This window comes from Ekhidna algicida (assembly GCF_051379705.1).
Taxonomy (GTDB): Bacteria; Bacteroidota; Bacteroidia; order Cytophagales; family Cyclobacteriaceae; genus Ekhidna.
Window position 1 is genome coordinate 1,755,063 of record NZ_CP179868.1, and the last position, 17,741, is coordinate 1,772,803.

Sequence of the window (17,741 nt, forward strand, 5' to 3'; positions counted from 1 at the left end):
TTTAGGCTTTGATGCGTTCATTCCTTGAAATAACCTTTATTTTTGAACCTTTATCATTGACTTATGAGCACACACAAGAATTCCAATCGAGCAGTGAGATTACCACTATATATAGCGCTCACACTTTGTGTCGGCGTTTTTATCGGCGCCAACATGGCAGGATCATCCGCCACTCCCGGCACAGATTTGATGGAGAGCCTCAATAAGTTCAGGCAAGTACTGACTCACATCGAAAATGATTATGTAGATGAAGTGAACAGCGATGAGCTTGTGGAGAGCGCGATTACCAATATGCTGGAAGATCTGGATCCTCACACCTCATACATTCCTGCAAAGGATCTAGAGCTCATTCAATCGAGGCTGCAAGGCAATTATGAAGGGATTGGGGTTGAATTCAATATTTTCAAGGATACCATCCATGTGGTAAGTCCGCTCAGCGGTGGTCCATCTCAAAAGCTAGGAATAAGAGCTGGCGATAAGATTATAAAGGTTGATGGTGAAAATGTGGCCGGGATAGGCATGACAAATCAAAAAGTAGTAGAAATGCTTCGCGGACCTGGTGGGTCTGAGGTGACTGTAAGTATCAAGCGGGATGGCGAAGATGAATTGATCGATTTTACCATAGAACGAGATGTTATCCCACAGTATTCAGTGGACGTTTCCTACATGGTTGATGATAAAATTGGCTACATCAAGATTGCAAGATTTGCCAACTCGACTTACTTAGAATTCAAAGAATCACTACTTAAACTCCAGGATCAGGGAATGAAGAAGTTGGTCATCGATCTTACTGGGAATCCTGGAGGATACCTGAATCGTGCCGTGGAGATTGCCGATGAGGTCTTAGGTGGAAGACAAATGATTGTCTACACTGATGGAAAAGAAAAGAGATATGTAGAAGAACATTATTCAGGAGATAAGGGAGATTTTGAGTCGGGCTCGTTAGTAATTATGGTAGACGAAGGCTCGGCTTCCGCATCTGAGATTGTTGCCGGTGCAGTGCAAGATCACGATCGTGGATTGATTGTAGGCAGAAGGTCCTTTGGAAAAGGCCTTGTACAATTGCCGATAGACCTAAATGATGGTTCTGAACTGAGACTGACCATTTCAAGGTATTACACGCCTAGTGGCAGAAGCATTCAAAAAACTTACACAGGAGGCAGCCTTGATGATTATTATCGAGAAGCCTATGAGCGCTATGAAAATGGCGAGCTCTATTCCTCAGACAGCATCAAATTCAATGATTCATTGGCCTTCAAAACAGATAAAGGACGAATAGTCTATGGAGGTGGTGGAATCACACCTGATTTCTTCGTGCCATTAGATACGGCTCAGAATACAAGGTATTTGAATCGCTTATTTAGCACCAATTCACTTCAAGAGTATACCGTAAAGTATGCCCAGGAAAATAGCGAATCGCTAAGCAGTATGGGCTTTGATCGTTTCAGATCTTCTTTTGAAGTCTCTGATGAAATGCTCAAAGAGCTGGTGGATGTTGCAAAAGGCAATAAACTGAAGTTTAATGAAAGGGAATTTAACCGATCAAAAGACTTAATCAAGCTTCTTTCCAAGGCCTACATTGCGCGTGGCATTTGGGACAATGAAGGATTTTATCCAATTTTCAATCAGCAAGACGAAATTTTCCTGAAAGCCATCCGATTAATGGATGAAGCAGACAAAATAGCACAGAGGTAATATGACATACTATCATAGACTAGGAGAAATACCATCAAAAAGACACATTCAGTTTAGGCAGCCGGACGGAAGTCTATATGCAGAAGAGCTTGTTTCTTCCCGAGGATTTTCAGGCATATACTCCAACCTTTATCACATCCACCCACCTACCAGAGTAGAAAAAGTAGGGGATTCAAAAGTTTGGAAAGAGGAAATTGCCAAAGACTACACGCTGAAGCAAACGCACTTAAATACTTCCAAAGTAGAAACCACCGGCGATGACTTTTTAGAAGCACGAAAGATTCTTTTCAAAAACAAAGACGTAAACATGGCCATCTGCCATCCAACCTCCCGGAAGATGGACTATTACTACAAAAATGGCCAAGCCGATGAAGTGATTTTTATTCACGATGGCAATGGCTATTTGTATTCACAGTTTGGGAAATTGAGAATCAAGCAGGGAGATTACGTGGTAATTCCACGTACAACCATTTATCGTTTGGAATGGGACGAAGGACCTTTGAAACTTTTGATCATCGAGTCTACCAATCCGGTGGAAACAGTCAAGAGATATCGAAATGAGCTGGGTCAGCTGCTGGAGCATTCCCCGTATTGTGAGCGAGACATCCGTCCACCTTCGGAATTAATTACGGAAAGAGAAAAAGGAGAGTATCTGGTGAAAATCAAGCATGACGACATGCTACACGACTATTATTATGAACATTCTCCATTCGACCTGGTCGGATGGGATGGGTATTTATTTCCATATGCACTTTCCATTCATGATTTTGAGCCGATAACAGGTCGTATACATCAACCGCCTCCTGTGCACCAAACATTTCAGGCTTATGGTTATGTAATTTGCTCCTTTGTGCCAAGGCTATTCGATTACCACCCTCAGGCAATACCTGCGCCGTACAATCACTCCAATATTGATTCAGATGAAATTCTATACTATGTAGAAGGAAACTTCATGAGTAGAAAGGGAATTGATCGGGGATCTTTCACACTTCACCCTGGCGGACTTCCACATGGGCCTCACCCAGGCACGGTAGAGGCAAGTATTGGAGCCAAAGAAACCGAGGAGCTAGCAGTGATGCTAGATACATTTGGTCCTATCTATGTGACGGAGACTGGCCTGCAGTATGTTGATGGCAACTATCCAATGAGCTGGAAATAGTTACAATTACCTGTAACCTCTTCTACTATCCGTGGTACTTCTTGTACAGTTCGGGCAGTTAAATGCGCCTTATAACATTAATTAACAGCATTTAACAACTGAATTCGTAAAATTTAAGGAAACGTGCAACTTTTTCATGGTGTTGCTCATCCTTATTACAAGGTTAGGTTTTCAAACAAGAAGTGTTAAGACGCTCATTTAGAAACAAGGACTAAAAATGAAACCCAAGCTCAATAAACTCATAACGCTACTGCTGATACTCGGCACTTTTGCTTTCTTGATGGAAGCTGAGGAAAGAGTCTCATCTTTGGCACAAAAAGAGCTTTCTGAATGGGCGTCTTTACTTCCTGTGAATTCTCCAAACCAAGCCCCAGACTCTCTAGAGCAGTATTCTCACAATACATCCCTATTCTATAGCTTCCTTTCAGAGGATACAAAAAAAGTTAATTCTGTAAACAATTAGGGGAGCAATAATTCGTACTGTTTTTATAAAAGTGTGCCGGTTTTCTAAATCGGTTTATTTTTGTTAAAACTTGTCACCCTTATGAATAATGATTTATACCTCGATTTTCTTGCCAAGTGGCAGCAAATCGACTTCATCCTCGTCTTTGTCACACTCGGCATTGGCATACTCAATTATATCTTCTACAAGGTCAGCTTTATGTCTAAAAGCACTTTCAAGGAGAAATTTGACCTTGCCAGTGAAAAGGAATCCAAAAAACTACTCTCAGGACACATTTTCGTAGCTATTGCGCTATTCCTGTTCTGCAACACATTGGAATATGAGACCATGCAACTGGACCCATTGTGGTTCTTTATCCGATTATTTGTTTCACTATGTATCGGCGTACTTTATGGATATATCGCACAGCTGATCATCAAATTCTATTATCCCGGTGTACTTGAGAAGAAGCTGAAGAAACTTAGATACACGCCAAGGATCAATCCGGAAAATGGAAAGAAAATGAAGCTTCTAAGTGAAGCGGAAGAAGATGCCTACCTGGATGAAGGTATGCAAGCTGAAGAAAATGTATTCTCTGTTGATTACGATGTTTGGATAGATGAATCAACCGGATACACAAAAATCGAAAAGTATAAAGGTCACCTGAGTGCCCTTGAATGTGATCGATGCGGATTCCAGACCTTGAGACTTCAGAAAGAAGAAATCGTGAAGGAGGCTACAGATACTGAAGATGGTGAATTGCTGAAAGAGTTTAAGTGCTCATACTGTAATAGAATCAAACGTAAGAATGTGATTCTTACACATAGAATCAAAGAAAGCTCCAGCACTGGGCAGCTAATTGACAATCCACTTGATCATGACAATCGAATTTCTGTGGTTAAAATTGAAATTCATGGTTCAAATGGGGAAATGAAAGAATTCGATTTCCAAAACCTTGATCAGGCGAAAAATTTCTTAAATGAATTTGATTTTGAGAAATTACGGGAAGAGTCATTCTAACCTTCCCTTATGATTAGAAGAAAAATTGGGCTCGTAATCGGGCCCATTTTGTTTTGTCTTGTTTTTTTCGGTCAGCCATTTGACAGTCTCAACCCTGAAGCAAATGCCGTCCTGGCCTCCACGCTATGGATAGCGTCTTGGTGGCTCTCAGAGGCATTGCCTATTTCTGCAACTGCTCTTCTTCCTATTGCTTTATTGCCGCTTTCCGGCGGAGCACCTATCGCGCAGACAACCGCTGCCTATGGTGACAAAATGCTCTTCTTATTTGTTGGAGGTTTTATCATCGCCATTGCGATGCAACGATGGAACCTTCATCGAAGGATTGCCCTCGAAATTATAGCGGCTGTAGGCACCAATGCCAGATTCATTGTGCTTGGATTCATGCTGGCAACAGGATTATTATCCATGTGGATATCCAATACAGCCACTACCTTGATGATGGTGACTATTGGCACTGCGCTGATCGCAGAAATGAAAGAACTGACCGGGGAATCAGGTAAGATGTTCTTCAAAGCGCTACTTCTCGGAATTGCATTTTCGGCTTCCATCGGAGGAGTCGCGACGCTGGTTGGCACACCTACCAATCCCATATTCGTATCCATAGCTAATCGGCTGTATAATCAGGAATTTAGTTTTGCAAGCTGGATAGCTTTTGCGCTACCCTTTTCATTGGTTATGCTCGGTCTATGCTGGACAGTTTTAACAAGGTTGGTTTTCCCACTTCATAAAGTTTCAATACCAATTGGTAAAGAAATGATTTTGAAAGAAAAGGAAGCACTTGGCAAAATAAGTCAGGAAGAGACTGCAGTGGCCATTATTTTCATTTTGACCGCATTTCTATGGATCACTCGGTCATTCTTACTCAATCAATTGATTCCGGGAATCAATGATACAGTTATTGCTATTGCTGCTGCACTCACAATGTTCATCATCCCATCAAAAGAGAAAAATGGTAAACCATTGCTCACCTGGGAAGAAGCCGAACGATTGCCTTGGGGTGTAATCATTCTATTCGGAGGCGGGCTTTCGCTCGCTGCTGCCTTCCAAAGCTCTGATCTGGCTCAATGGCTGGGCTTGCAACTAACAGGTCTCTCAGAGCTACCATTGTTTTTCATTATCCTGACGGTTGCCCTTTTTGTAAATTTTCTCACCGAAGTGACTTCAAATGTTGCGACTGCCTCTATCATGCTACCGGTTCTAGCTTCCTTAGCTGAAGCCATTGGTGTACATCCATTTTTACTGATGATTCCGGCTACCATGGCTGCTTCATGTGCTTTTATGCTACCAATAGCCACAGGACCTAATGCTATTGTTTTTAGTTCTGGAGAATTGAAAATGAATGACATGGTACGCGCAGGTGTATGGCTCAACTTAGCTTCAAGCATTCTGATCAGCTTACTTGTTTACTTTGTGCTTCCCTCATTTTTGTGATTTTTATTGGTGTTGGCAATGTAAACTCCAACTCCTACTGCAGCCATTCCGACATAATGCAACAAATAAAGTTGCTCTCCATCAATGACGCCCCACATCACCGCAAATACCGGAATAATATAAGTGACTGATGATGCGAATAAAGCATCCTTCATTTGTAATATTTTGTTAAAAATGATCAGCGCTATGGCGGTACCTAAAACTCCGAGTAGGCATATGTAAAATGTAGCGATGCCCGTACCTTCAACCGTCATCAGCTTGGACCAGAAGTCAGTGAATCCGAAGAGATAAGCGGTAGCGATAGGGCCTACTAACAGGAGAGAGACACTAGTCACTGTCACCGCATGAATGCTATTTAATTTTTGCTTAATCAGATTGAGGTTTGAAGCATAGCATAAGGTTGCGAGCACAACTAAAAGTGCATATGAGTTTATACCTCCAAAAGAACTACCCTTACCAGCAGTAATCAATATAGCTGTCCCAATAAAACCGATAATTACCCCAATATATACTCCTTTGGCTTGCTTCTGCCTGAAAACAAACAGCGCAATCAGTATGGTGAATATTGGCACCAGTCCATTAAGCACACCTGTTATCGCACTTTCAAGTCTTGTCTGTGCGATGGCAAAAAGAAAGGCCGGCACCAGGCTTCCCAGCAATCCCACCGAGATATAGTAAGGCAGCTTTTTCTTATTGACACTTTTAAACCTTTTCAATGCTGAAGGCAGCAAAAAAAGAAAAGCAGCGACGATCCTCAACGAACCAACTTCTTCAGGTTCCAGTCCAATTAAACCTTTCTTAATTAAGATGAATGAGCTGCCCCAGATAAACGCCAATATTAGGAGTAATCCCCAGGCAAGCAAGGGGGATTTTTGCATATATGTAAGTTAAGATGAGCCTTGAATTAAACCCCTACCTCAGCAAATAGTTCCGGTATACTTAATAACGTTTCCTTCACTTCCTGTGCAAACTCCGATTCTACAAGTGTTGTTCGGACAGGTTTAAAGTTGGGTATCCCTCTGAAGTAGTTAGTATAGTGTCGCCTCATTTCAAATAATCCCTGACGATCTCCTTTCCACTCGAGTGAAAAATCAAGATGTTGCACAGCAACCTTGACCCTTTCCTCCAGACTTGGCAATGCAAGACGCTCACCTGTATTCATGAAATGTTTGATCTCATTGAATATCCATGGATATCCGATTGCGGCTCTACCGATCATAATGCCATCCACTCCATACTTATTCTTATATTCAAGAGCTTTTTCAGGTGAGTCAATGTCTCCGTTACCAAAAATTGGAATGTGGATACCCGGGTCATTCTTAACATCAGCAATTGGCTCCCAGTTAGCCTCTCCTTTGTACATCTGCTTTCGTGTACGTCCATGGATACTCAAGGCCTGTATGCCTACATCCTGCAAACGATGAGCCACCTCCTGGATCTTGATGGTTGACTCATCCCAGCCAAGTCGAGTTTTTACAGTGACCGGCTTATTTACTCGCTTGACAATTTCGGCTGTCATTTCTTGCATCTTTGGAAGATCCAGCAAGATTCCCGCACCAGCACCTTTACAAGCCACCTTCTTAACCGGGCAGCCGTAGTTAATATCAATAATTTCCGGATTTGCTTCTTCTGCGATGGAAGCGGCTTCACGCATTGACTCGATCTTATCTCCGAATATTTGAATCCCGATAGGTCGTTCGTAATCATAGATGTCCAATTTTTGGACACTCTTTTCCGCATGTCGGATCAAACCTTCTGAGGAAATGAACTCAGTATACATAAGATCCGCTCCATTTTGCTTGCATACAGCTCTAAATGGCGGATCACTCACATCCTCCATGGGTGCTAACAATAATGGAAACTCTCCTATTTCTATATCACTGATTTTAACCATCCCGAACGGTTATATTTGCCCGCAAAGTTAGTTATATGCAGGACATTCTAAGAAACAACCCAGAAGATAAACATCGTGCACGTGCATGGGCTTACGGTCTTAGTCTCACGGCATACATTTCTATCATAATGATGCTGGGCAATGATGGTGAGGTTGACACAGACACGATTTTGGGAATCGATCCCATATTTCTGTTGGGAGCCCAGGGAGTAGCTGCCACGATCATGTTTATTGGGGTACCAGCATTGTTTAATGGAATAGCATTGAAAATACCTCTAAAGGAATATTTTCCTGGGGTTTCTTTGGCGACAGTTGGACTTACCATACTCATCTCAATCAGTTTTATGGTTGTCAATAGTGCTATTGGAGAGTGGAATATGAGCCTCGATTTTGGTAGTTCAGATTTCGCTGAATGGGCCCGTCAATCTGAGGAGCAATTAAAAGTCCTGACGGAACATCTAACCAACTTCACTTCAACTACCCATTTTGTTTTTGCGTTCGTTGTGGTAGCTGTTATTCCTGCTATTGGAGAGGAGCTTCTTTTTAGAGGACTTATTCAGAACATGTTCTCGAAAGCAACTGGAAATCATCACTTAGCAATCTGGATCACCGGATTCATCTTTGCTGCCATACATATGCAATTTTTCGGTGTAATGCCACGCATGTTCTTGGGCGTTCTTTTCGGGTACTTATATCACTGGTCAGGAAAACTTAGTGTAGCAATGATTGGTCACTTAGTCAACAATGGGCTTGCACTGATTGCTCTTTACATGGCTCAAAACGATATCGTTGAGGTCAGCCCAGAACAAATGGAAGAAGCGGCTCCATGGCCGGCTGTTCTGATTTTTGCAGTAATTTCATTTTTTCTGCTAAAGACATTTTATAAAAAATTCCAACATGCGTGATTGGCAAGTAGTATACTCAGACCGTCAGGAGCACAGAGTAGACATTGTAAAAGCTGTTTTAGATGATCAAGGTTTATCCCCTGTCAAAATCAACAAGCAGGTTTCACAGCATGGTTTTGGAAATTTCGAAATATTTGTGGCCCCGGACCATGTGATCCGGGCGATAAGAATCATTAAAGAAGAGATAAAGTTTGAGTAAGTATCCGGATCTTATACCTCGATTTTTTTCTGCCGTAATTGGCGGAATGATTATCATTCTTTCTCTATTATGGAGCAAGTGGGGTTTTTTTGCTGTATTTCTTTCAATATCCTGCATGACCATTTGGGAGTTTTACAGGCTCATGCGACTTCAGAGCTATCTCCCCATTCGGTTTCTTGGTGTCACCATCGGCGCCCTTCTTTTTACGATTACTTTCCTCATAGAAACAGACTATTTATCTCATCAGCATTACGTAATGCTTTTCCCTCTTGCCTCATTCGTTTTTCTTATCAAACTCTATAAAAAAAGCGATGTGCACCCTTTCATTAACATCGCCCTTTTCTATTTAGGAATCATGTATGTGGCTTTGCCCTTTGCGTTGACCAACCTGTTGGTATTCCACAGTGGAGAATATTCCTATGAGATCATATTGGGCTTGCTCTTTCTGACCTGGGCTAATGATGTAGGGGCATACTTCACTGGAATTCTCTTCGGTCGTACCAAACTCTTCGAAAGAATTTCTCCCAAAAAATCCTGGGAAGGAAGTATCGGAGGAGCTGCCACAGCTGTAATGGTAGCCATTGTAATTGGCTTTTATTTTAAGGGACTTAATGAAATTGAATGGATCAGTGTGGCAATTATCGTAGTGATTGCCGGCACCTATGGTGATCTAGTTGAGTCTCACTTCAAGCGTTCTATTCAAATAAAAGATTCAGGCACGATTATCCCGGGACACGGCGGATTTTTAGATCGTTTTGACAGCTTACTCATCGCTGTTCCATTTGTTGTAGTTTTCTTGAAATTATTCTAAAGAGAGCAGAAATCCATTTAGCTTTGCGGGCAAAACAAACAACAGACCCCACTTTATTTTTTTTCTATGGGATATATAGAACCCGCACCAATAAAGGACAGAGACAATCCATTTGAATCCATGATGTCTCGTTTTCAGATTGCTGCCGAGCACCTCGGTTTAGATCAGGAAATCTACGATGTACTTAAAACACCTGCCAAACAGGTGATTGTCTCCTTACCTGTAACCATGGACAATGGCTCCATTAAGGTATTCGAAGGATATCGAGTGATTCACTCAACGATTCTTGGGCCATCCAAAGGTGGCGTTCGATACGACATGGATGTGAACATAGATGAAGTGAAAGCCCTTGCTGCCTGGATGACCTGGAAGTGTGCCGTGGTTGATATACCATATGGTGGTGCCAAAGGCGGAATCAAATGTAACCCTCGTGAGATGTCCGCGGGTGAAGTAGAAAGACTTACGCGAGCATTCACTCAAGCTATGCACGATGTATTCGGAAAAGATCGTGACATACCGGCACCAGATATGGGCACAGGTCCACGAGAGATGGCCTGGATGATGGACCAATACTCCCGTAATCAAGGCATGACTGTCAACTCAGTGGTGACCGGGAAGCCATTGGTGCTTGGAGGTTCACTTGGAAGAACTGAGGCAACAGGTCGAGGTGTAATGATCTCCGCTCTTGCGGCTATGGAAAAGCAAAAGATTAATCCTTTTAAGGCTACATGCGCCATCCAAGGATTTGGAAACGTTGGATCTTGGGCTGCTCAGCTTTTGGAAGAGCGTGGTGTAAACATTGTAGCGATAAGTGATTTGTCCGGTGCCTACTACAACAAAGAAGGCATCAACATCAAGAAGGCGATGGAATACCGAAACGAAAATAACGGAAGTCTTGAAGGCTACGGTGGTGCAGAAAAAATCGACGCGGAAGAATTGTTGCTTCTCGAAGTTGACGTTCTCGTTCCGGCAGCTATCGAAGATGTAATTACTCAAGCAAACGCTGACAAAATCAAAGCAAAAATGATCGTAGAAGGGGCTAACGGTCCTACTTCTGCCCGAGCAGATGCGATCTTAAATGAAAAAGGCATTCTTGCTGTACCAGATATTCTGGCAAATGCCGGTGGTGTGACAGTTTCATATTTTGAGTGGGTTCAAAATAGACTTGGATATGGCTGGACACGCGAGCGAGTGAGCAGACGTTCGGATCGAATCATGAAAACTGCTTTTGACAAAGTTTACGCTACTTCTGAGGAGTATGGTGTGAGCATGCGTATTGCAGCTTATATCGTGGCGATCGACAAAGTAGCGAAGACCTACAAATATCGTGGCGGCTTCTAGGTCGTAAAGCGGCAGTAATCATTGAGAACTCCTAAGTTCTAACTAACCATAGAATCAAACAGCATGAGATTACATAAGGAAGGCTTAAAGATGATACCTATAATGGCTGTGCTTACAGGTGGGCTGTATGTATTGCTGTATTGGCTGATTCCGATATTTATCATCCAGATGATCATAGCTGCTATTGCAATAATCTTTATGATTCTGGTTGTGCGTTTCTTCAGAAATCCTAAGGTAGTAACTCCCGCAAAAGATGGCGTAGTGTATGCACCTGCAGAAGGAAAGGTCGTTGTGATTGAACGTGCCTATGAAGGCGAGTATCACAAAGAAGATCGTATCCAGGTGTCCATCTTCATGTCACCTTTGAACGTCCACGTAAACAGAAGCCCGATAAAAGGTAAAATCGATTTCTTTCAATATCACCCGGGAAAATTTTTGGTGGCTTGGCATCCCAAGTCAAGCACAGCCAATGAGCGTACTTCTGTAGGCTTTAAAACAGAAAATGGGGTAACTGTCCTAATGCGCCAGATTGCAGGTGCTGTGGCTCGTAGAATCGCATTTTACCCTAAAGTGGGCGATGCAGTTGAGCAAGGAACATCAGTGGGTTTTATCCGCTTTGGGAGTCGCGTAGATCTATACCTTCCGTTAGATGCAGACATCAAAGTGAAGATTGGTGATCTGACTATGGGTGGGGAGACTGAGATTGCACGACTAAAATGACCAAGTCATTTAGGGAAAAGATTATTCAAGTTTGCAATGACAAGATCTCTGCAAAAGGAGAAAATGTTGGCTTATCGTTTTATGCCTTTTTTGCGAATAAAAATGACAATCCGGAATTGCTTATGGAAGTAGCACAGTGGTGGATACTTGAGAATAAGCTAGACCATTTCGAAAAAGCAGTTAAGATCAAAGAAATGATAGAAGAATTAGGCTAAAGAATAAACATGAGATCAAAAAGATCTCATGTCCCAATTTCATTTCTAACTTACTTCCTACTATAATTCGGTGCTTCCCTTGTAATGTGGATATCATGCGGATGGCTTTCTGCATAACCTGCTGCTGAGATCTTCACAAACCTGGCATTATGCAAGTCTTCTATGGAACCAGCACCACAGTATCCCATGCCTGCTCGCAAACCTCCAACCATCTGATAAAGAACTTCCTGCACCGATCCTTTGAATGGCACTCGTCCTACGATACCTTCCGGAACTAGTTTCTTGATATCATCTTCGGCATCCTGAAAGTAGCGGTCTTTGGAGCCTTCTTCCATCGCTTCAACAGATCCCATACCTCTGTACGATTTGAATTTTCTTCCTTCATATAGAATCACTTCACCAGGTGCCTCTTCCGTACCAGCCAATAATGATCCAATCATTACGGTGTTTCCACCTCCTGCAAGAGCCTTTACCACATCGCCGGAGAACCTTATTCCTCCATCTGCGACAACTGGGACGCCTGAAGCTTTGATCGCTTGAGATGACTCATATACCGCCGATAGCTGAGGAACTCCAACTCCCGCAATTACTCGAGTTGTACAAATACTTCCAGGTCCAACACCCACTTTAACCGCATCAGCTCCAGCATCTACCAAGGCTTTAGCCGCCTCGGCTGTCGCCACATTTCCTACGATTGTCTCAAGGTCTGGAAATGCCTTCTTGATTTGCCTCGCCATGTCAATCACTCCTTTGGAATGACCATGCGCAGTGTCTATGGACACTAAATCAACACCAGCCTTTACAAGAGCTGAAATTCGATCTTCAATATCCGGAGTAACTCCTACAGCAGCACCTACTCTCAATCTGCCGTATTCGTCTTTACATGCATTTGGACGATCCCTGTTCTTCAAAATATCTTTATAGGTAATCAATCCAGTAAGCTTTCCTTCCTTGTCTACAATAGGTAGTTTCTCAATCTTATGCTGTTGAAGTATTGCTTCAGCTTCATTTAAACCTACCTCTGCTGTAGCGGTAATAAGGTTTTCTTTGGTCATGATATCTTTTACCGGCTTCTTCAGTTTCTTTTCGAATCGAAGATCCCGATTGGTGACAATACCAATGAGTTTATTTTCTTTATCAACAACAGGTATTCCTCCGATTTTATTCTCTTTCATGATTGCCTCCGCATCACTTACCGTAGCATCTACATGCAGGGTTATCGGATCCAAGATCATCCCACTTTGTGAACGCTTCACCTTACGCACCTGGATGGCTTGCTGATCGATCGGCATGTTTTTATGGATGATACCTATTCCACCTTCCAATGCCATAGCAATAGCCAGCTTAGCTTCAGTAACGGTGTCCATCGCAGCGGAAACCAATGGAATGTTTAATCGAATATTACGAGTGATCTGAGCGGACGTGTCTGTGTCGCGCGGAAGTACATCAGAATAACCTGGGAGAAGAAGCACATCATCGTAGGTAAGTGCTTCGTAAAGGAATTTGTCGTTTGTCGTCATGGCAAATAATACTGAACTGTTATGATTATTTGCCGTGCAAAATTATGTCGGTTCCATAGAATAAGTACTATCGCAAGACATATTTTTACCATATGGATATTTGGAGTTCTTTTTATGACCAGCTACTCGAGACCACATGGCTGGAATTTATTGCCGTGATTTGCGGGATACTTAGCGTCTGGTTTAGTAAGCAAGAAAATATTTTGGTCTACCCTTTCGGTATAGTAAGTGTCGTCATCTTCGTATACCTGACCTACGAATATGGCCTCTATGCGGAGACAGGTATCAATGTGTATTATTTTTTGATGAGTGTCTATGGTTGGTGGAACTGGAAAAACACCAAAGACATTGCTGCTAGCCAGATTCCAATCAGCAGAAGTACCAAAGGTGGTCATTTCGTAAATGTTGGAACCTTCATACTCGCTACAATCTTCATTTATATCATGCTCATCAAATTCACTGACAGCACAGTGCCATTGGTTGATTCAATCACCACAGGTTTAGCCATTACCGGAATGTATTTGATGGCACTCAAAAAGATCGAACATTGGTTGTTTTGGATCGCCTGTGACCTCATTTCCATTCCGCTATATATCTACAAAGGATTGCCTTTCACTAGTTTCCAATTTCTTGTATTTACCGCTCTTGCTATCATGGGATGGATGTCCTGGAAACAAAAATTAACAATGAGTGAAAGCTAAGCGAATCGTAGTTTTAGGCCCGGAATCAACTGGGAAAAGTGAGCTGTGCCAGCACTTGGCCATGCACTATCAAACCGAATGGGTTCCAGAGTATGCGCGCTTTTATCTGGATCGATTAAGTGGTGAGTACCAACAAAACGACCTCAAGGCCATTGCGGAAGGACAGCTATCCTGGGAGGATGAAAAAGCCGAGTATGCCAATAAATATCTTATTTGCGATACCAATCTGATTGTGATCAAAATATGGAGTGACCATAGGTATGGAAATACAGATCATTGGATTACTGAGCAGTTGGAAGAAAGGAGCTACGATTTCTACTTATTAAATAATGTCGACATTCCCTGGATGCCTGACCCACAACGTGAACATCCCAAACTCAGAAAGCATTTTTTCAAATTATATGAAGATTATCTAGATGAGCACAGACTTCCATATGCCATTGTTTCAGGCATTGAGGGAGAAAGGAAGAAATGTGCTGTAGATGCAATTGAAGCGTATTTCAAATAAGCTACCGGATCAATTTGATTTTAATAAATCCTTAAATTTCCTGGCAACCTTTTCAATTTTCGGACGGGACACATTGACGATATATCCATTATTCGGATGTTTTTCTTCATAATCCTGATGATAGTCTTCCGCCATATAGAATGCATCGAGCTTGCTGAGTTTTGTCACAATAGGCGTTGAAAATTCGGGAGCCAGCTCCTTCATCTTCGCTTCGGCCAATTGCTTTTGACTTGCATTGTGATAGAAAATCTCTGAGCGATACTGTGGACCCACATCAGGGCCCTGACGATTGAGTTGAGTTGGATCATGTGCTGTAAAGAATATCTCTAAAAGCGTCTCGTAGCTGATAATGGATGGGTCGTAGTAGACCTGAACAGCTTCTGCATGAGTGGTGCCTCCTGAACTTACCATCCGATAGTCCGCGGTGGCCTTTCTTCCTCCAGAGTACCCGGAAACTGCCTCTGCCACACCTCTGATTTGCTCAAAAGATGCCTCTACACACCAAAAACATCCACCTGCGAATGTAGCGGTATCCAACTTTTGATAATCAATTGCTTCTATTTCAGAATCAGTATCTATTGAATTATTGCCCTCATTGCCTTGGGATTGGCAACTCAAAAGGAACATCCCGGTGATTAATGCGATAAACTTCATTTTCATTTTTTTACTGAATTTACGATTTACAAGTCTTTAGGGATTTGATAATCGGTTACAATGTAAACCCGCTTACAATTCAGATGTTTTAAAATTCGATACGGTAGCTCAGGTTAGGGAAGAAGCTTATTTGACTGTCCGACTCGACTCTTCTTCGTCCAACATTATAGTATCTAAAGAATTCGTTTTCACGCTGTGTCACGTTTTGAATATCCAAAGAGATCACTGAAGTGGTTTTCTTATGGTTCTTTCTGTAGCTAATCCCCATATCCATTCTAAAGTAACCATTGAGTTTCAGTTCATAGTTTTCCTGGAAATTATAAACTGTTGTGCCCTGATTGATGGAACGATTGATGTTTATCGGAGCCTGTCGCTTGCCACCGGCAAAAATGAATTTCGCATTGAAACTAAGTGTGTTATTCCCACTCTTTCCTACTTTAAACTCCTTACCTGTCAGGAAATTATAAATGTAGCCTCCATCAAACTGTGTGCTTCTTTCAACCCCATCTGAGCCCGTGTATTTGGACTTATAGATTGAGGCAGTAGAGAGCATGTAAAAACCATTTGAGAGAAACTTTTCTAGCGTTAACTCTAGTCCATAATTCTTGCCAGTGCCTTCGTTGGCGAGCTCATCAGAAGTGTATCCATCAAAGGTATTGAGTGTCGAAAAAGTAAGTAGACTAAAATCAGAAGTAGTATCATTTGGCCAAACCGGGACATTGAAAAGGTGCTGGTAATAGATTTCAGCCTTGAATCTTAATTTGGGTTTCAACATTTTCTCATATCCCAGCGCAGAGTGAAAAGCTTGTGTGAATCCGAGATCCTTATTGTTTTGAACAAAAGTGCCGTCATCATTATACTGTCGTGCTGTATAAAGGGCGATGGTTTCCATTCTACTATGCATTCCAAGGCCACCTGAAATAATATGTGTCCCTCTGTCCCACTTAAAGCCTAGACGGGGTTCAACGTAGCTTTTTCCACTCAAACCAAAATGTGAGATATGCAAGCCAGTATTTATGGTAAACTGATCACTGGTCCGAAACTGCCAATTACCAAATGACTGATAAAAAAATGCATGATCATCTTCATCTAGTGGCGTTATGTATCTACGCTCTCTTCTGTTCCAAAAAGTATTGGAAAGATCGTAGCCTAACCTACTGAAAATAGCACCGACTCTAAGTGTGTGCCTGGCGGAAAATTTGTGATTGAAATAGGTTGAAAACCTTAGTTGAGTCTCAATGAAATTACTGTTTTCTAATAGGCGAATATTGAGTGAATCATAGTTATTAGATAACTTATTGTAAGACCCTGAAACTATGGTTTCAAAATAGGAATCATCTCCCACGTAGAACACATTTGTAACACCCGCCACTCCGGTATTTTGGTCCTCTGTATCATTTTCCCAATCGCCGTTCGATTCGTTCGGCAGGAATCTATAGGTATTTCGACCGCCCAGTCCCCATATTGAGAATGATCCAAATTTTTTAGTAGGTAGCCTTATTTTGAAGGAAAGATCCTGAAACGCAATGTCTTCCTGTTCGCCTAAAATATCGAGTCCCAGTTCGGTTAGTAATGCCAGAGTGGAATACCGATAGTTAAATAAATAGGATGCCCGGCTACTTTTTGAAATAGGGCCTTCGGATGCTGCGGCAATCCCGAGCAACCCTGCTTGCACAGCATGCTCATGTTTTTCAAAGTTTCCCTGTCTGAGTTGTAGATCAAAGATTCCAGATGTGGCATTTCCATACTGCGCCGGAAATGCACCGGTAAAGAAATCTGAATTAGCGAGCATATTATTACTTAACATACTGATCCCGCCAGCAGACGAGCCGATGGCTGTAAAATGATTTGGATTGGGAATTTCCACGCCTTCCAGCCTCCACAGAATTCCTTTAGGAGAATTCCCTCTGATTACTATTTCATTGAGTAAATCATCGCCTCCAGTTTGTACTCCGGCATACGTCAGTGCTGCTCTTGCGGGATCATTGAATGTGGCAGGAAATCTACTGATTTCATCCACGCCCAATGATATTGCCGAAACGGTAGCAAGTTCGTTTCTTGGCTGTCCTTCTTTTTCACTTCCAGAGGTCACCACCACTTCATCCAACTGATATAATGATTCTATGAGCTTTCCATTCATAACCACCTCTTTACCCGCACCTACCAAAATATTCGGTATGGTAACAGATTCATATCCCAGGTAGGAGATCCCAAGTGATTGACGGCCTATCGGCACATTTTCGATTTTATAGAATCCTTCCAGATCCGTGATTCCTCCCATCGGTGGGTCTGAACCAATTATAACGACAGTAGCTCCAATGATTGGAGATCCAGATTGTTGGTCCGTGATCTGTCCCTTTATTGTTTGAGTAAGCGACTGTGAGAATGCGCATAATGACAGGCAACATATGACTAAGAGTAGGTTGTATTTGAGCATTTGAGTGATTGGGTTTCTACATAGACGTAGGTAAGAGGACAAAGGCTTCATAAACCCTCATTAATTTTTAATTTTTATCATAATCATCC

General features: G+C 42.2%; 18 protein-coding genes. 13 read left to right on the forward strand and 5 right to left on the reverse strand.

Annotated elements, in window-relative coordinates; genetic code table 11:
- Positions 1-63: 63 nt before the first annotated feature.
- The 5 genes from ACL8WY_RS07645 to ACL8WY_RS07665 all read left to right on the forward strand — a co-directional run bounded on the left by ACL8WY_RS07645 (position 64) and on the right by ACL8WY_RS07665 (position 5,747).
- The gene (locus ACL8WY_RS07645; protein ID WP_436517841.1) at positions 64-1,695 is read left to right on the forward strand and encodes a S41 family peptidase; all 1,632 of its coding nucleotides are present in this window, start codon (positions 64-66) and stop codon (positions 1,693-1,695) included.
- Position 1,696: 1 nt separating this feature from the next.
- Positions 1,697-2,854: a homogentisate 1,2-dioxygenase gene (locus ACL8WY_RS07650; protein WP_436517842.1), complete on the forward strand. Its 1,158-nt coding sequence runs from the start codon at positions 1,697-1,699 to the stop codon at positions 2,852-2,854.
- Between the two features lie 217 nt (positions 2,855-3,071).
- The gene (locus ACL8WY_RS07655) at positions 3,072-3,317 is read left to right on the forward strand and encodes a hypothetical protein (RefSeq protein WP_436517843.1); all 246 of its coding nucleotides are present in this window, start codon (positions 3,072-3,074) and stop codon (positions 3,315-3,317) included.
- 81 nt (positions 3,318-3,398) lie between these two features.
- On the forward strand, positions 3,399-4,316 hold the full coding sequence (locus tag ACL8WY_RS07660; RefSeq protein ID WP_436517844.1) for a hypothetical protein: 918 nt from the start codon (positions 3,399-3,401) through the stop codon (positions 4,314-4,316).
- 9 nt (positions 4,317-4,325) lie between these two features.
- Complete coding sequence (locus tag ACL8WY_RS07665) at positions 4,326-5,747, forward strand: SLC13 family permease (RefSeq protein WP_436517845.1); 1,422 nt, start codon at positions 4,326-4,328, stop codon at positions 5,745-5,747.
- On the opposite strand, the gene ACL8WY_RS07670 is transcribed toward ACL8WY_RS07665, so the two are convergent.
- Both ACL8WY_RS07670 and dusB read right to left on the reverse strand, forming a co-directional pair.
- Positions 5,720-6,625, reverse strand: a complete 906-nt coding sequence (locus ACL8WY_RS07670; RefSeq protein ID WP_436517846.1) for a DMT family transporter — start codon at positions 6,623-6,625, stop codon at positions 5,720-5,722. The genes ACL8WY_RS07665 and ACL8WY_RS07670 overlap by 28 nt on opposite strands.
- A gap of 26 nt (positions 6,626-6,651) precedes the next feature.
- Positions 6,652-7,641 (reverse strand): tRNA dihydrouridine synthase DusB, encoded by a 990-nt coding sequence (dusB, locus tag ACL8WY_RS07675; protein WP_436517847.1) that lies wholly within the window; start codon positions 7,639-7,641, stop codon positions 6,652-6,654.
- A 35-nt stretch (positions 7,642-7,676) separates the two neighbouring features.
- Between dusB and ACL8WY_RS07680 the strand changes: the two genes are divergently transcribed.
- The 6 genes from ACL8WY_RS07680 (at position 7,677) to ACL8WY_RS07705 (ending at position 11,832) form a co-directional block, all read left to right on the forward strand.
- Entirely contained in the window at positions 7,677-8,546 is an 870-nt protein-coding gene (locus ACL8WY_RS07680; protein WP_436517848.1) for a CPBP family intramembrane glutamic endopeptidase, read from the forward strand.
- The gene (locus tag ACL8WY_RS07685) at positions 8,539-8,745 is read left to right on the forward strand and encodes a hypothetical protein (protein WP_436517849.1); all 207 of its coding nucleotides are present in this window, start codon (positions 8,539-8,541) and stop codon (positions 8,743-8,745) included. Before ACL8WY_RS07680 ends, ACL8WY_RS07685 begins: the two co-directional genes overlap by 8 nt.
- A complete protein-coding gene (locus tag ACL8WY_RS07690; RefSeq protein WP_436517850.1) occupies positions 8,738-9,556 on the forward strand; it encodes a phosphatidate cytidylyltransferase in 819 nt (272 codons plus the stop codon). Before ACL8WY_RS07685 ends, ACL8WY_RS07690 begins: the two co-directional genes overlap by 8 nt.
- Positions 9,557-9,622: 66 nt before the next feature.
- Positions 9,623-10,897 carry a Glu/Leu/Phe/Val family dehydrogenase gene (locus ACL8WY_RS07695; RefSeq protein WP_436517851.1) on the forward strand — a complete coding sequence of 425 codons (1,275 nt, stop codon included), beginning with the start codon at positions 9,623-9,625 and terminating at the stop codon, positions 10,895-10,897.
- A 63-nt stretch (positions 10,898-10,960) separates the two neighbouring features.
- Positions 10,961-11,617, forward strand: coding sequence for a phosphatidylserine decarboxylase family protein (locus ACL8WY_RS07700; protein WP_436517852.1), 657 nt, complete (start codon positions 10,961-10,963; stop codon positions 11,615-11,617).
- Positions 11,614-11,832 (forward strand): DUF6500 family protein, encoded by a 219-nt coding sequence (locus ACL8WY_RS07705; protein WP_436517853.1) that lies wholly within the window; start codon positions 11,614-11,616, stop codon positions 11,830-11,832. The genes ACL8WY_RS07700 and ACL8WY_RS07705 overlap by 4 nt, the downstream gene beginning before the upstream one ends.
- A gap of 50 nt (positions 11,833-11,882) precedes the next feature.
- Here the strand turns inward: ACL8WY_RS07705 and guaB are convergent, their stop codons facing one another.
- Complete coding sequence (guaB, locus tag ACL8WY_RS07710) at positions 11,883-13,352, reverse strand: IMP dehydrogenase (protein ID WP_436517854.1); 1,470 nt, start codon at positions 13,350-13,352, stop codon at positions 11,883-11,885.
- A gap of 92 nt (positions 13,353-13,444) precedes the next feature.
- Between guaB and pnuC the strand changes: the two genes are divergently transcribed.
- The gene (gene pnuC, locus ACL8WY_RS07715) at positions 13,445-14,053 is read left to right on the forward strand and encodes a nicotinamide riboside transporter PnuC (RefSeq protein WP_436517855.1); all 609 of its coding nucleotides are present in this window, start codon (positions 13,445-13,447) and stop codon (positions 14,051-14,053) included.
- Positions 14,043-14,561: an AAA family ATPase gene (locus ACL8WY_RS07720; protein ID WP_436517856.1), complete on the forward strand. Its 519-nt coding sequence runs from the start codon at positions 14,043-14,045 to the stop codon at positions 14,559-14,561. The genes pnuC and ACL8WY_RS07720 overlap by 11 nt, the downstream gene beginning before the upstream one ends.
- A gap of 9 nt (positions 14,562-14,570) precedes the next feature.
- Here ACL8WY_RS07720 and msrA read toward each other — a convergent pair whose 3' ends face one another.
- Positions 14,571-15,215: a peptide-methionine (S)-S-oxide reductase MsrA gene (msrA, locus tag ACL8WY_RS07725; protein WP_436517857.1), complete on the reverse strand. Its 645-nt coding sequence runs from the start codon at positions 15,213-15,215 to the stop codon at positions 14,571-14,573.
- Positions 15,216-15,303: 88 nt separating this feature from the next.
- Positions 15,304-17,652 (reverse strand): TonB-dependent receptor, encoded by a 2,349-nt coding sequence (locus ACL8WY_RS07730; RefSeq protein ID WP_436517858.1) that lies wholly within the window; start codon positions 17,650-17,652, stop codon positions 15,304-15,306.
- Between the last annotated feature and the right edge of the window lie 89 nt (positions 17,653-17,741).

Coding starts and splice junctions, on each gene's coding strand:
- ACL8WY_RS07645 (WP_436517841.1), top strand. CDS start 64: ATGAGCACACACAAGAATTCCAATCGAGCAGTGAGATTACCACTATAT.
- ACL8WY_RS07650 (WP_436517842.1), top strand. CDS start 1,697: ATGACATACTATCATAGACTAGGAGAAATACCATCAAAAAGACACATT.
- ACL8WY_RS07655 (WP_436517843.1), top strand. CDS start 3,072: ATGAAACCCAAGCTCAATAAACTCATAACGCTACTGCTGATACTCGGC.
- ACL8WY_RS07660 (WP_436517844.1), top strand. CDS start 3,399: ATGAATAATGATTTATACCTCGATTTTCTTGCCAAGTGGCAGCAAATC.
- ACL8WY_RS07665 (WP_436517845.1), top strand. CDS start 4,326: ATGATTAGAAGAAAAATTGGGCTCGTAATCGGGCCCATTTTGTTTTGT.
- ACL8WY_RS07670 (WP_436517846.1), bottom strand. CDS start 6,625: ATGCAAAAATCCCCCTTGCTTGCCTGGGGATTACTCCTAATATTGGCG.
- dusB (WP_436517847.1), bottom strand. CDS start 7,641: ATGGTTAAAATCAGTGATATAGAAATAGGAGAGTTTCCATTATTGTTA.
- ACL8WY_RS07680 (WP_436517848.1), top strand. CDS start 7,677: ATGCAGGACATTCTAAGAAACAACCCAGAAGATAAACATCGTGCACGT.
- ACL8WY_RS07685 (WP_436517849.1), top strand. CDS start 8,539: ATGCGTGATTGGCAAGTAGTATACTCAGACCGTCAGGAGCACAGAGTA.
- ACL8WY_RS07695 (WP_436517851.1), top strand. CDS start 9,623: ATGGGATATATAGAACCCGCACCAATAAAGGACAGAGACAATCCATTT.
- ACL8WY_RS07700 (WP_436517852.1), top strand. CDS start 10,961: ATGAGATTACATAAGGAAGGCTTAAAGATGATACCTATAATGGCTGTG.
- ACL8WY_RS07705 (WP_436517853.1), top strand. CDS start 11,614: ATGACCAAGTCATTTAGGGAAAAGATTATTCAAGTTTGCAATGACAAG.
- guaB (WP_436517854.1), bottom strand. CDS start 13,352: ATGACGACAAACGACAAATTCCTTTACGAAGCACTTACCTACGATGAT.
- pnuC (WP_436517855.1), top strand. CDS start 13,445: ATGGATATTTGGAGTTCTTTTTATGACCAGCTACTCGAGACCACATGG.
- msrA (WP_436517857.1), bottom strand. CDS start 15,215: ATGAAGTTTATCGCATTAATCACCGGGATGTTCCTTTTGAGTTGCCAA.
- ACL8WY_RS07730 (WP_436517858.1), bottom strand. CDS start 17,652: ATGCTCAAATACAACCTACTCTTAGTCATATGTTGCCTGTCATTATGC.